At 74.4% G+C, this 12,393-nt stretch carries 12 protein-coding genes; 5 read left to right on the forward strand and 7 right to left on the reverse strand.

Annotated features, from left to right (window positions below; all coding sequences use genetic code 11):
- Positions 1–231: 231 nt before the first annotated feature.
- From AB0O29_RS00725 to AB0O29_RS00735, 3 genes are all read left to right on the forward strand, one after another.
- A complete protein-coding gene (locus AB0O29_RS00725) occupies positions 232–1,791 on the forward strand; it encodes an acyl-CoA carboxylase subunit beta (RefSeq protein ID WP_365143846.1) in 1,560 nt (519 codons plus the stop codon).
- A gap of 46 nt (positions 1,792–1,837) precedes the next feature.
- The gene (locus AB0O29_RS00730; RefSeq protein WP_365143849.1) at positions 1,838–2,035 is read left to right on the forward strand and encodes an acyl-CoA carboxylase epsilon subunit; all 198 of its coding nucleotides are present in this window, start codon (positions 1,838–1,840) and stop codon (positions 2,033–2,035) included.
- A 61-nt stretch (positions 2,036–2,096) separates the two neighbouring features.
- Positions 2,097–2,867, forward strand: a complete 771-nt coding sequence (locus tag AB0O29_RS00735) for an alpha/beta fold hydrolase (RefSeq protein ID WP_365143852.1) — start codon at positions 2,097–2,099, stop codon at positions 2,865–2,867.
- A gap of 61 nt (positions 2,868–2,928) precedes the next feature.
- Here the strand turns inward: AB0O29_RS00735 and pqqB are convergent, their stop codons facing one another.
- The 6 genes from pqqB to AB0O29_RS00765 all read right to left on the reverse strand — a co-directional run bounded on the left by pqqB (position 2,929) and on the right by AB0O29_RS00765 (position 6,538).
- Complete coding sequence (gene pqqB, locus AB0O29_RS00740) at positions 2,929–3,837, reverse strand: pyrroloquinoline quinone biosynthesis protein PqqB (protein ID WP_365143855.1); 909 nt, start codon at positions 3,835–3,837, stop codon at positions 2,929–2,931.
- Entirely contained in the window at positions 3,834–4,949 is a 1,116-nt protein-coding gene (pqqE, locus tag AB0O29_RS00745; protein ID WP_365143858.1) for a pyrroloquinoline quinone biosynthesis protein PqqE, read from the reverse strand. Before pqqE ends, pqqB begins: the two co-directional genes overlap by 4 nt.
- Positions 4,940–5,194: a pyrroloquinoline quinone biosynthesis peptide chaperone PqqD gene (pqqD, locus tag AB0O29_RS00750; RefSeq protein ID WP_365143861.1), complete on the reverse strand. Its 255-nt coding sequence runs from the start codon at positions 5,192–5,194 to the stop codon at positions 4,940–4,942. Before pqqD ends, pqqE begins: the two co-directional genes overlap by 10 nt.
- A gap of 26 nt (positions 5,195–5,220) precedes the next feature.
- Positions 5,221–5,925 carry a pyrroloquinoline-quinone synthase PqqC gene (gene pqqC, locus AB0O29_RS00755; protein WP_365143926.1) on the reverse strand — a complete coding sequence of 235 codons (705 nt, stop codon included), beginning with the start codon at positions 5,923–5,925 and terminating at the stop codon, positions 5,221–5,223.
- A gap of 68 nt (positions 5,926–5,993) precedes the next feature.
- Positions 5,994–6,098: a pyrroloquinoline quinone precursor peptide PqqA gene (gene pqqA, locus AB0O29_RS00760; RefSeq protein WP_365143864.1), complete on the reverse strand. Its 105-nt coding sequence runs from the start codon at positions 6,096–6,098 to the stop codon at positions 5,994–5,996.
- Positions 6,099–6,184: 86 nt separating this feature from the next.
- Positions 6,185–6,538 carry a nuclear transport factor 2 family protein gene (locus tag AB0O29_RS00765; protein ID WP_365143867.1) on the reverse strand — a complete coding sequence of 118 codons (354 nt, stop codon included), beginning with the start codon at positions 6,536–6,538 and terminating at the stop codon, positions 6,185–6,187.
- A gap of 327 nt (positions 6,539–6,865) precedes the next feature.
- On the opposite strand from AB0O29_RS00765, the gene AB0O29_RS00770 reads away from it, so the two are divergent.
- A complete protein-coding gene (locus tag AB0O29_RS00770; protein WP_365143870.1) occupies positions 6,866–10,180 on the forward strand; it encodes a BTAD domain-containing putative transcriptional regulator in 3,315 nt (1,104 codons plus the stop codon).
- Between the two features lie 232 nt (positions 10,181–10,412).
- Here AB0O29_RS00770 and AB0O29_RS00775 read toward each other — a convergent pair whose 3' ends face one another.
- Positions 10,413–10,610 (reverse strand): hypothetical protein, encoded by a 198-nt coding sequence (locus AB0O29_RS00775; protein ID WP_365143873.1) that lies wholly within the window; start codon positions 10,608–10,610, stop codon positions 10,413–10,415.
- A gap of 319 nt (positions 10,611–10,929) precedes the next feature.
- Here AB0O29_RS00775 and AB0O29_RS00780 point away from each other — a divergent pair, with 319 nt between their 5' ends.
- Positions 10,930–12,354, forward strand: coding sequence for a helix-turn-helix domain-containing protein (locus tag AB0O29_RS00780; protein WP_365143876.1), 1,425 nt, complete (start codon positions 10,930–10,932; stop codon positions 12,352–12,354).
- The last annotated feature ends 39 nt before the right edge of the window (positions 12,355–12,393 follow it).

The raw sequence follows: 12,393 nt of genomic DNA on the forward strand, positions 1-12,393 counted from the left end.
CTATTCCCCCGGGCGTTGACCCTGCGTGCCACCCGCCGCAGCCCCGCTCCGCGCTCCTCGCGCCGGCCCCGGAGACGGCGTCGTCCCTGCTGAGCGGGGGTACGGGCCGGTACGGGCACGGTCAGGGGGGTGGTCGGTGTTCTCCGCGTGCGCCCCGGACGTTTTCAATGGCACGCACTGCCCAGGGCGCCGCCACCTGCGGGCCCCCGTGGCCGAAGAGACGGGTGGAGCATGTCAGTTGCCGATGTCAGTGTCCGAGTGGCCGAACTGGCCGCGATCAAGGAGTCCGCCGGGCTGGGCCCGTCGCCGAGTTCTTCCGAGGCGCAGCACGCCCGCGGCAAGCTGACCGTCCGCGAGCGGCTGGACCTGCTGTTCGATCCTGGCACCTTCCGGGAGATCGAGCAGCTCCGCCGCCACCGGGCCTCGGGCTTCGGCCTGGAGGACCGCCGGCCCCACACGGACGGGGTGGTGACCGGCTGGGGCAAGGTCGACGGCCGGAGGGTGTTCGTCTACGCGCACGACTTCCGGATCTTCGGCGGCTCGCTGGGCGAGGCGCACGCACAGAAGATCCACAAGGTGATGGACCTCGCCATCGCCGCGGGCGCCCCGCTGGTGTCGCTCAGCGACGGCGCGGGCGCCCGGATCCAGGAGGGCGTCACCGCGCTCGCCGGGTACGGCGGCATCTTCCGCCGCAACGTGGCGGCGTCCGGGGTGATCCCGCAGATCAGCGTGATGCTCGGGCCGTGCGCGGGCGGTGCCACGTACTCTCCCGCGCTGACGGACTACGTGTTCATGGTGCGCGACATCGCACAGATGTACATCACCGGCCCGGACGTGGTGCAGGCGGTGACCGGCGAGAAGATCAGCCACAACGACCTCGGCGGCGCGCAGGTGCACTCCGCGGTCTCGGGCGCGAGCGCGTTCCTCTACGACACCGAGGAGGAGTGCCTGGAGGAGGTGCGGCACCTGCTGTCGCTCCTGCCGTCCAACAACCGCGAACTGCCGCCCGCCGTGACCTGCGACGACCCGGCCGACCGGCGCAACGAGACCCTCTCCGAGCTGGTGCCGGCCGACCCCAACCGGTCGTACGACATGCGTACCGTGATCGAGGAGATCGTCGACGACGGCGACCTGTTCGAGGTGCACGCCAACTGGGCGACCAACATCATCTGCGGTCTGGGGCGGCTGGACGGCCACGTCGTCGGGATCGTCGCGAACCAGCCCGCGTCCCTCGCCGGGGTGCTGGACATCCACGCCTCGGAGAAGGCGGCGCGGTTCGTGCAGACCTGCGACGCGTTCAGCATCCCGCTGGTCACGCTCGTGGACGTCCCGGGCTTCCTGCCCGGCAGCGACCAGGAGCACAACGGCGTCATCCGGCACGGCGCGAAGCTGCTCTACGCGTACTGCGCGGCGACGGTGCCGCGGGTGCAGGTGATCCTGCGCAAGGCGTACGGCGGTGCGTACATCGTCATGGACTCCCGCTCGATCGGGGCGGACCTGTCCTTCGCATGGCCCACCAACGAGATCGCGGTGATGGGCGCGGAGGGCGCCGCGAACGTCGTCTTCCGCCGGGAGATCGCCGCCGCGGACGACCCCGAGACGGCGCGCGCGCAGCGCGTCAAGCAGTACCGCCAGGAGCTGATGCACCCCTACTACGCGGCCGAGCGCGGCCTCGTGGACGACGTCATCGACCCGGCCACCACCCGGCAGGTGCTCGTGGACGCGCTGGAGGCGCTGCGTGCCAAGCACGTGCCGCTGCCGGAGCGCAAGCACGGCAACCCGCCGTTCTGAGCCCCGTACGAAGACGCACCGGAACCGAGACCGAGGAGCACGCCCGATGACCGAGCGGGCCGAACCACTGATGAGGATCGAGCGCGGCGCCCCGGACAGCACCGAACTCGCCGCGCTCCTCCTCGTCCTGCTCTCCGCCGCCCGTCGGCGGGACGACACCGGGCCGGGCCCGGCCGGGCCCCGGGCCTCTGCCTGGGGCCCCGCGCGCGGCTGGCGCCCGCCCGGCACCTGGACCGCCCTGTGAGCCGGGCGGTCCCCACCGAACAGCACTCCCGTGTACATCCGAACCAGGACGGCGACCGACGATGACAGCACCAGCAGCAACAACGACTACTACTACGACGGCCGCCGCCGCCTGGCTGCGCCGGTTCCACCCCGCCGACGACGCCCCCGTACGGCTGTTCTGCCTCCCGCACGCGGGCGGCTCGGCGAGCTACTACTTCCCCGTGTCCCGGGCCCTGTCCCCGCGGGCCGATGTGGTGGCCGTGCAGTACCCGGGCCGCCAGGACCGGCGGCACGAGCCCTGCCTGGACGACGTACGGGAACTCGCGGACCGGCTCGTCACGCAGATGCTGCCGTCCTGCGACCGGCCGGTGGCCCTGTTCGGGCACAGTCTGGGCGCGACCCTCGGCTTCGAGGTGGCGCTGCGGCTGGAGGCGGCCGGCATCACGCCGGTGGCGCTGTTCGCCTCGGGACGCCGGGCCCCGTCCCGGCACCGCGAGGACGAGCGGGTCCACCAGGCCTCCGACGGACGGCTGCTGGCCACGATCCAGGGGATGAGCGGGACGGACGCCGCGGTCCTGGCCGACGACGAGCTGATGCGGGCGGTGCTGCCGGCGATCCGCGGCGACTACAAGGCCGCCGAGACCTACCGCTACCGCCCGGGTCCCCTGCTGAGCTGCCCGGTCGTGGTGCTCAACGGGGACAGCGACCCGGAGGTGACCCTGCGGGAGGCCGAGGGCTGGACCGACCACACCGACGGTCCCGTCTCCTTCCACCGGTACCCCGGCGGGCACTTCTACCTCAACGAGCACGCCGCCGAGGTGATCGCCCTGATCGCGCGGCGGCTCGCGTAGCCGGACACGCCGAAGGGCCCGGCTGCCGCGGGGCAGCCGGGCCCGGGGGACCGCGGGGCCGTCAGAGGTCGATGCGGGTTCCGTCGGCCGGGATCTCCGCGCCCGCCGCGATCACCGCGAGGTGGGTCGCGGAGTGCGGATCCGCCATCGGGTTGGTGTTGTTGAGGTGCGTGTAGGCCCAGCGCGTGTCCCGGTGGGTGGTGCTCCGCAGCCGCCGGACGTGCTCCAGGCTGCCGCCCTCCCCCTCCACCGGGAGGTGCCCCATCGCCGCCTGCGGGGCCGTCGTACCGGCCGCGCCCGTCGCACCGCCGAACTCCCGGGCGGTGTGGAACGTGCCGTCGAGCAGGACGTAGCCGGCCCCGGCGGTGAAGGCGTCGAAGCCCGGCGGCCAGCCGGCCAGGCAGGGCGCGTACACGAACACCCCGCCCGTGACCGGGTCCTCGAACCGGTAGGCGACCACCCAGGGGCCGGGCGTCTGCGCGGGCAGCGAGCGCGCGTACTTGGGGCGCTTGTCGCCGACCGCGAAGGCCGACACCCGGAGCCCCCCGACGTCCCGCACGGCGCCCGGGACCACCTCGGACCACTCCCAGCCGCTGTAGCCGCCGAGGATCCCCCGCACCGGGAAGCCCTCGCCTAGCGCCCCGAGGACGGCCCCGGGCGCCCATACCCGCAGTCCCGCCCCCTCCCGGAGCATCATCAGTCCCAGGGTGTGGTCGAGCTCGGCGTCGGTGAGCAGCACCCCGCGCACCGGTGTCTCGCGGGGGCCGGGGCCCGCCGCCAGTTCGGGGGTGCCGAGTATCTGGTGGCGGATGTCGGGCGAGGTGTTGACCAGGTACCAGTCGGTGCCGTTCGCGCTGACCGCGACCCCGTCCTGGTTCCGGGCGGGCGCACCGCCGGCGCAGACCTCGCAGGCGCAGTTCCACTGGGGGCAGCCGCCGCCCGCGGCGGTGCCGAGCAGGACGGCCCTCATCGGCCCGCCGCCGTCGCGTAGCCGCGCATCACCATCTGCGGCGCCTTCGCGCCGGGCGTCGCGAGCAGCAGGTCCACCGTTCCGCGCCGGGCGGACTTCGAGCAGACCGGGTCGGTCTCGGCGGCGTCGCCGGTGAGCAGGAAGGCCTGGCAGCGGCAGCCGCCGTGGTCGACGGAGCGGCGGTCGCAGCCGCGGCACAGGTCGGGCATCCAGTCCTCGCCCCGGTAGGCGTTGAAGGAGCCGGACTTGTACCAGATGTCACCGAGCGGCGTCCGCGTCACGTTGTCGAGCGAGAGCGTGGTGATCGCCCCGGCCGCCGGGCAGGGCAGCACGGTCCCGTCGGGGGCGACGGTGAGCTGGAGGGCGCCCCAGCCGTGCATGCAGGGCTTGGGGTAGGGCTCGTAGTAGTCGGCGAGGACGTACACGATCTCCATGCGGCCCTTGAGCCGCTCGATGGCGGCCCGGACGACGGGCTCGGCCGCCGCCAGCTGCTCGGGCGTGGGCATGAGGGCGGCGCGGTTGCGCAGCGCCCAGCCGTAGTACTGGGTGTTGGCGAGCTCCAGCCGGTCCGCGCCCATGGTCTCGGCCAGCTCGATGAGCCCGGCGATCTGGTCGTGGTTGCCGCGGTGCAGGACGGCGTTGACCGTCAGCGGCAGGCCGCGCTCGCGCACCAGCGCGGCCGCGGCGATCTTGTGGTGGTGCGCCTTGGCACCGGCCAGCAGATTGGCCCGTTCGGCGTTCGCGCCCTGCACCGACAGCTGTACGTGGTCCAGCCCGCGGTCGGCCAGGTCGGCGAGGCGGGCCTCGGTGAGCCCGAGCCCGCTGGTCACCAGGTTGACGTAGCAGCCGAGGCCGTTGACATGGGAGACCAGTTCGGGCAGGTCGGGGCGGGCCAGCGGTTCACCGCCGGACAGGTGCACCTGGAGGACCCCGATCTCGCGGGCCTGGGTGAACACGGTGGTCCACTGCTCGGTGCTCATCTCCTTCTCCCGCTCGATCAGTTCGAGCGGGTTGGAGCAGTAGCCGCAGTGCAGCGGGCAGCGGTGGGTGAGCTCGGCGAGCAGTCCCAGGGGCGGTGCCACCGAGCCCGCCTGATGGTCCGTCAGATCCATCGCACGACCCCGTTCTCGGCCAGCCTGCCCAGTACGGCGGCGACATCGCCCTCGCGCACCCCGGCGTACTTGGTGCCCAGCGCGTGGGCGATCTGCGGGACGGTGGTGTCGCCGTCGCAGAGTTCGAGCACCGAGACGGCGGTGCCGTTGGGTACGAGCACCCCCTCGGGGTGCAGCACGACATGGGTCTGGCGGGTGTTGTCGTAGACCAGCCGCACACCGCGGCCGAGTACGGGCCGGTTCACGGCCACTCCTTCTTCCGTTCGGGTTGTCACGCGGGCGTGGCGGCGGCGCGTTCGACGGCGTCGAGCATTTGCCACAGCACATCGCACTTGAAGGAGAGCGCGGCCACGGCCGCGTCCTGCTGCTCGCGGGTCGTGCTGTACCGCACGACGATGTCCAGGGTCCCCTTGCCCTCGCCGGAGACCGCTTCGATACGGTCCGTGAAGTAGGCCAGGTGCTCGGGGCGGATCCAGTCGTAGTGGGCGAGCATGTCGGTGACCCGGCGGGTCATCAGGTGCCCGGCGAACATCTCCGTCAGCCCCGAGGCGATGGCCTCGGTCCAGGGGCGGGTCCGGGCGAAGTTCACGTACGCGTCGACCGCGAAGCGCACCCCGGCCACCACGTGCCGCTCGTCCAGCACCTCTTCGCGGCTCAGCCCGACGGCCTGGCACAGGCGCAGCCAGCGCTCGATGCCGCCCTCGTCTTCGGCGGTGCCGTCGTGGTAGGCGAGGCGGTCCACCCAGGCGCGGCGGATCTCGGGAAGCGGGCAGTTGCTGATGATCGCCGCGTCCTTCTGCGGCAGCATGCGCTGGTAGTACCAGCGGTTCGCCGCCCAGAGCCGCAGCTCCCGGCGGTCCAGGCCGCCGCTGTGCAGCCGCTGGTGGAACGGGTGACCGCCCCAGTAGGAGGAGGAGAGCGCGCGCAGCGCGCCGATGAACTCGGACTCGTCCCGTGCTGCCGTCGCTGCCGTCATTGCCGTCACGTCGTCTCCGCCCACGGCGGGAGCCGGTGATACCGGACTCCCGCCGGCCGACCGTCGGTTCACTTCTCCAGGCGCGAGACGTAGGCGGTGACCTCGAACGCCGTCTCGAACGCGATGAAGTCCGGGGTGGTCCACATCTCGAGGGTCTCGGTGACTTCGGCCATGAGGGTGCTCCTTCACTCGTTTGCACATCCGATTTCGGCAGAAACCTAGGGCCCGCAGCCGCCCCGCGCCGATCCCCTAACCGCCCCTAACCCCCTCTGACCACCCCTGACGCGGCCGCTCCCGCGTAGTAGCGGCGACAGCCGCTGAGCATGCCCTCGGCGGAGAGGGTGAACACGTCCACGAAGTCGCGCTGTTGGGGGGCCAGGCGGCCCATGGCGACCACGCAGTCCCCGTCGGCGACGATGCGGGTGATGAGGTGGCGGGCCCCGGGCGGGCGGGGGCCCTCCAGTTCCGCGCCGAGGGCGCCGGTGTCCAGGAGCGAGCCGTAGCCGTCGAGGTCGCCCGCGTCGAGGTAGTCGTAGGCGAGGCGCACGTGGTCCACCCCGGAATCGGTGACGACACGGCTCGGATCACGCCGTCCGGTGTACCGGCTGTCCATCGAGGGGTCCTTTCCTACGGCCGCTCCGCGCGGTCGCGGTCCAGCGGTGCGGTGTGGTGGGGACAGCTTCCGGGAGGGCCGCAACTCGCCGCTATCGCGCCCCTATCACGCGGCCTGAGCGAACCGCCCCTGGCGTGCGGAAAGGACCTCCGCAAGGCTCCTGCCTGCACGGACGGGCCCGCGGGCACCGTTGGCCAGGGGGGCGGTTTTCAGCCAACGATGCTTCACCGCCACGAAATCTCCACACCATGGACAAGGGCTCATACGTTCGGCAAGACTGACCGGGCGCTCAACCACCTCACAAGCGCGGCTCCAGCTGGGAGACTCATGACCGTTTCGCCCGGCGGGGCACCGCACGCTCTTGAACCGGTGGCCTTCCGGATCCTCGGCCCCCTCTCGGTCATCGGCGCGGCCGGCCCCGTGCGCGTACCGCCGGGACGGCAGGAGGTCATCCTGGCCGCGCTCCTGCTGGAGGCCGACCGCGTCGTCAGCACCGACTACCTGGTGGACCTGATCTGGGAGGACGAGCCCCCGGACACCGCCCGCACCCAGGTGCAGATCTGCGTCTCGCGGCTGCGGAAGCTCTTCACCAAGGCGGGGGTCGCCGCCGCCATCACCACCCGCCCGCCCGGGTACGTCCTCAAGACCGAGGGCGAGCTCGTCGACGCCGTGCTGTTCGCCCGCCGGGTCGCCGACGCCCGGATCGCCGCCCGTCAGGGCCGCCTCGGCGCGTCCGCCGAACTCCTACGACAGGCGGGCGAGTTGTGGGAGGGGGCCTGCCTCAACGGGATCCCCAGCGAGACCCTGCGGGGCAAGGCCCTCCAGCTCGACGAGGAGCGGATGACGGCCACCGAGACCCGCATCGAGCTGGAGCTCGAACTCGGCCGCCACCACCAGCTGGTCGCGGAGGTCCAGACGCTGGTGCGCCAGGAGCCGCTCCGCGAACGGCTCCGCGGGCAGCTGATGCTGGCCCTGTACCGGTCGGGCCGCCAGGCCGAGGCCCTGGAGACCTACCGGGTCGGGCGGGAACTCCTCGTGGAGGAGCTGGGCCTGGAGCCCGGCAGTGAACTCCGCGGCCTGGAGGCGGCGATCCTCTCCGGCGAGGTGCCGCCCGCGCCGTCGGCCGCGCACGCCGAGACGGCCTTCGGCGCCACGGCCTCCCCGGGGCCGGCCGGGTCCCCGGGAGGCGCCGCGCACGGTGCCGGACCGGCCGCCGCCGTCCCCGGTACCGCCCCGCACGACTCGGCCGGCGCCCCCGGGCCGGAGGTCCCGTCGCACGCCGCCGGCCTGCCCGGCTCCCCCGCCTCCCCCGCGTACGGCGCCGCGCTCCCCGGGGGTGCGCCGGATCCCGGTGCGCCCATCGCCGAGGTCGCGGGCCCGGCGGGGCCGACCGCCGCCGAGGAGATTCCGCGTCAACTGCCCTCCGACACCTCCGACTTCGTCGGGGACGAGCTGCAGCTCGCGGCGGTCGAGCGGATCCTGCTCGGGGAGGACGGGCGGCGCGCCGTGGGCCTGGCCGTGATCGTCGGCAAGCCCGGCACCGGCAAGTCCACGCTGGCCACCCACCTGGGCCACCGGCTCGGCGAACACGCCTTCCCCGACGGCCAGTTGTACTGCGACCTGCGGGGCACGACCGGGTCCCCGGCCACCGCCACGGAGGTGCTCGGCCGATTCCTGCGGGCCCTGGGCATCCCCGGCCCGGTGATCCCCGAGTCCCAGGACGAGCGGGCCGAGATGTACCGCACCCTGCTGGCCCGGCGGCGGGTCCTGGTGGTCCTCGACGACGCCGCCTCCGAGCGCCAGGTGTGGCCCCTGCTGCCCGGCAGCAGCCGCTGCGCGGTCCTGGTCACCAGCCGGGTCCGGCTCACCGGGCTGCCGGGGGCGCACCGGGTCGAGCTGGACGTGATGGACACCGAGCGGGCCATGGAACTGCTGGGCCGGGTGATCGGCGAGGACCGGCTCGGGCGCGAGCGGGTGGCCGCGGAGGTGCTGATCCGCACGGTGGGCGGGCTGCCGCTGGCCCTGCGGATCGTGGCCGCGCGGCTCGCGGCCCGCCCGCACTGGAGCCTGGCCTCGATGGTGCAGCGGCTCGCCAACGAGCGGTACCGGCTGGACGAGCTGACGCACGGCGAGATGACCATGCGGGCGAGCCTGTCGCTGACCCACGACGGGCTGGCCGGGGAGGACCGGCGGCTGCTGCGGCTGCTGAGCCTCGCCCAGGGTCCGACCCTGCCCGGGTGGCTGGCCGGGGCGCTCCTCGACGACCACCGGCCCTTCCCCTCGGACCTGTTCGAGCCGCTGGTGGACGTGCAGATGCTGGACGTGGTGGGGGTGGAGTCCACCGGCGGGTTCCGGTACCGCTTCCACGAGATCATCCGGGTGTTCGCCCGGGAGCAGCTGGCCCTCAACGACGAGCCCGCCGTGCAGACGGCGGCGCTGGAACGGATGCTGGGCGGCTGGATGTCGCTGGCCGAGCAGGCGCACCGGCGGATCTACGGCGGCGACTTCACGGTGCTGCACGGCACGGCCCCGCGCTGGGTGCCGCCGGAGAGCTGCGTGTCGGAGCTGCTGGTGGACCCGCTGGAGTGGCTGGACAGCGAGCACGCCAACCTGGTGCAGGCCGTGGAGCACGCGGCGCGGGCCGGGATGGACGAGCTGTGCTGGGACCTGACGACGACCCTGGCCACCCTGTTCGAGGGCAAGGGGTACTTCGACGACTGGGAGCGCACCCACCAGCTGGCCCTGGAGTGCGCGCGTGCGGCCGGGAACACCCGGGGCGCGGCGGCCCTGCTGAGTTCGCTGGGCGTGCTGCACCTGGGGCGCAGCCAGCAGGAGGAGTCGCGGGCCGCGCTCGCCTCGGCGCTGGACCTGTTCCAGGAGGTCGGGGACCGGCAGGGGCTGGCGCTCTGCCACCGGGACCTGGCGCTGCTGGAGCGGATGCGCGGGGACGAGGAGCGGGCGCTGACCCTGTACGACCGGGCGCTGCGGGATTTCGACCAGGTCGGTGACGTGGTGGGCCGGGCCATCGTGCTGACCCAGAGCGCGCACATCTGGATGCGCCGGGGCCAGGTCACGGCGGCGCAGTCCCGGCTGGACGAGGCCCTGGGCATCTACCGTTCGGTGGGGTACACCGGCGGGCAGGCGCGGACCCTGCGGCGGGCCGGCCAGCTCCAGCAGGGGCAGGGGGAGCACGAGCGGGCGGTGCGGACCTTCATCGAGGTCCTGGAGCTGTGCCGGGACGACGGTGACGTGATCGGCGAGGGCCACCTGCTGCGGGACCTGGGGAACGCGCACGCCGAGCTGGGACGCCGGGAGGCGGCCCGGGGCTTCTACGCGCAGGCCCTGACGGTCCGTGAGCAGATCATGGACCACGGCGGGGCGGCGCTGGTGCGGCTGGACCTGGCGCGGCTGCTGTCCTCGGGCGGCGCGGCGGACCGGGCGCGGGCGCGCGAGCTGCTGGAGACGGCGGTGCGGGCGTTCCGTGAGCGGCGGATGGCGCCGGAACTGGCGGAGGCGGAGCGGATGCTCGACGCGGTGGGCCCGCTGCGTGCGGCCGTGGTCCCGTCGGTGATGGGGCCGGTGGCCGGGGCGGGCCTGCTGTCCGGGGGCGGGCCGGTGTCGGGCGCGGTGTCCCTGGGCTGACCGCCTGTGGTGCGGGCGGTGCCGGCCTTCGGCCCGTTGTGCGGGCGGTGCCGGTGGTGTGCTGGTCTTCGGCCTGCGGTGCGGCCGGTCTTCGGCCTGCGGTGCGGCCGGTCTTCGGCCTGCGGTGCGGCCGGTCTTCGGCCCGTAGTGCGGTGGGGGCCGGTCTTCGGCCTGCGGTGCGGGTGGTGCGCCGGCGGCCGTGGTGCCGCCGGGGCTGACGTCCGGGCCGGTGTCAGTCCCAGGGGTTGGTGGCGGTGCTGGAGGACGGCGACGGGGTGGCCTGCGGGGCGGCCGGGGCCGGGGCGGTGACGCCGGTGGGGGTCGGGGCGGAGGCGGCGTCGGCCTGGGCCATCTGGGTCCCGAAGAAGAGGGTGGCTCCGGCGATGGCGGCGGTGACGAGGGCGGCGCGGAGGGCGGGGGCGAGGTTCATGTCCGTGTCCTTTCGGCGGTGCGTCCCGGCTGTTCCGGGCCGCTTCCTTCCTTGTGGGCACCACGTTAGGAAGGGCCGGAATCCCGGCACCGTCCCCGCCGTTATCCCCGCGCTATCACGGGACGGCCGGCGGCGGGCGGCGGGTGATAGCGGTGATAGGGGCCGTCCGGCGGGGGCGCCCGGGGATAGCGTCCGGGCCCCGGGGCGTGCGCGCCGGGGGATGCCTCCGGGATAAGGGCGCTGCCGACGATGGGGTCAGGAACCGGGCTGCACCACCCCAGCCCCGTCGTTCCCCACCACCTTCGCCGGGAGCGCCATCGTGAACACCATCGCCGTGCAGTCCGTCCCCTCCTCCGCCGTCCACCGGACCGCGCCCGCCGTCCCCGCCCCGCCGGCCGGGGCGGGCCCCGCGCAGGACTCCACCCCCCTCGGCTCGCTGATCCGGGCGCACCGGCTGCGCATCGGGCTGACCCAGCGGGAGCTGGCCGACCTGTCCACCATCAGCGTGCGGGCCATCCGCGACCTGGAGCAGGGCAAGGCGAGACGGCCGCGTACGGACACGGTGCGGCTGATGGCGGACGCCCTGCGGCTGGGCCCGCGGGCCCGGGCGGCGCTGGAGGCGGCCGCCCAGCAGGGCCGCGGCACCGGCGGGGGCTGGGCGGAGCCGCCGGCGCCGCCGACGGCCCTGCACGCGATGGCGGGCCGGGCGGGCGAGGAGGCCGTCCTGACGGGCGAGCTGGCGGCGGCGACGGAGCGGCTGGTGAACGTGGTCGGGCTGGCCGGGTCGGGGAAGACGCGGCTGGCGCTGGCGGTGGCGGAGCGACTGCACGGGATGGGCCTGCCGGTGCTGTGGCACGCCTTCCCCGGCAGCCCGGCCGAGTACCTGAGCTGCCACGAACGGGAGCTGACGGACCGTCTGGCCGCCTTGGCAGCCCATCTGTTCGGGTTCGGCCCGGGGCTGGACGAGTCGGCCGCCGGGGGCACGGCGGCCCTCGCGGAGCTCCTCGGCGAGGCCCCGGCGCTGCTGGTGCTGGACGGGGCGCCGGCCGTGGCGCCGCGGGTGGACCGGCTGACCGGCCTGCTGCGGGCCTGCCCGGGGCTGCGGCTGCTGGTGACCTCGGACGCGCCCTGGGGGGTGCCCGGGGAACGGATCTTCCTGCTGTCGCCGCTGGAGGTGCCGGAGGAGGGCGCGGACCCGGGTGCGAACCCGGCGGTGCGGGTCTTCCTGGACCATGTGCGGCGCTCGCGGCCGGAGTTCACCGCGGGTCCGGCCGAGCTGGAGCGGGCCGCCGGGGTGTGCCGGGTGCTGGACGGGCATCCGGGGGCGCTGGCCGCAGCCGCTTCCTGGCTGGTGGTGTACGACCTGGCGGCGCTGTGCCGCACCCTGGCCGAGGACCCGGCCGCCCTCCTGGAGCACCTGGGCGGTGCGGGCGGCGGTTCCGGGCTGCGGGGGACCCTGCTGGAGCGGCTGGGCAGGCTCCCGGCGGGCCCTCGGGCCCTCCTCGACGCGCTGTGCGCGGCGCCCGGCGGGGATCTGCCGGGACCGGACGGCGGCCGTGAGCTGGCCGATCTGACCGCCCTGACCGGGCTGGCGCTGCCGGAGTGCGGGCGGCTGCTGCGCGAGCTGCTGCTCAGCGGGGCCGTGCGGGCCGAACACCGGGACGGCACCTCGCGGTTCCGGGTGCTGGGGCCGGTGCGGGCCGCCTGGGCCCGCCGTGCCGGGGCAACTGCCGCCGCGCACTGATCTGCTCCCGGAGTGCCGGAGCAACTGCCGCCCGGGCGT

Origin of the sequence: Streptomyces sp. NPDC089915, from assembly GCF_040684675.1 — a bacterium.
In the GTDB taxonomy this organism is placed as follows: Bacteria; Actinomycetota; Actinomycetes; order Streptomycetales; family Streptomycetaceae; genus Streptomyces.

Bases quoted from the DNA above. Each gene is read 5' to 3' on its own strand.
- AB0O29_RS00765 (WP_365143867.1), bottom strand. From the start codon at position 6,538: ATGGACAGCCGGTACACCGGACGGCGTGATCCGAGCCGTGTCGTCACC.
- AB0O29_RS00735 (WP_365143852.1), top strand. From the start codon at position 2,097: ATGACAGCACCAGCAGCAACAACGACTACTACTACGACGGCCGCCGCC.
- AB0O29_RS00770 (WP_365143870.1), top strand. From the start codon at position 6,866: ATGACCGTTTCGCCCGGCGGGGCACCGCACGCTCTTGAACCGGTGGCC.
- AB0O29_RS00725 (WP_365143846.1), top strand. From the start codon at position 232: ATGTCAGTTGCCGATGTCAGTGTCCGAGTGGCCGAACTGGCCGCGATC.
- pqqA (WP_365143864.1), bottom strand. From the start codon at position 6,098: ATGGCCGAAGTCACCGAGACCCTCGAGATGTGGACCACCCCGGACTTC.
- pqqC (WP_365143926.1), bottom strand. From the start codon at position 5,925: ATGACGGCAGCGACGGCAGCACGGGACGAGTCCGAGTTCATCGGCGCG.
- AB0O29_RS00775 (WP_365143873.1), bottom strand. From the start codon at position 10,610: ATGAACCTCGCCCCCGCCCTCCGCGCCGCCCTCGTCACCGCCGCCATC.
- pqqE (WP_365143858.1), bottom strand. From the start codon at position 4,949: ATGGATCTGACGGACCATCAGGCGGGCTCGGTGGCACCGCCCCTGGGA.
- pqqB (WP_365143855.1), bottom strand. From the start codon at position 3,837: ATGAGGGCCGTCCTGCTCGGCACCGCCGCGGGCGGCGGCTGCCCCCAG.
- AB0O29_RS00730 (WP_365143849.1), top strand. From the start codon at position 1,838: ATGACCGAGCGGGCCGAACCACTGATGAGGATCGAGCGCGGCGCCCCG.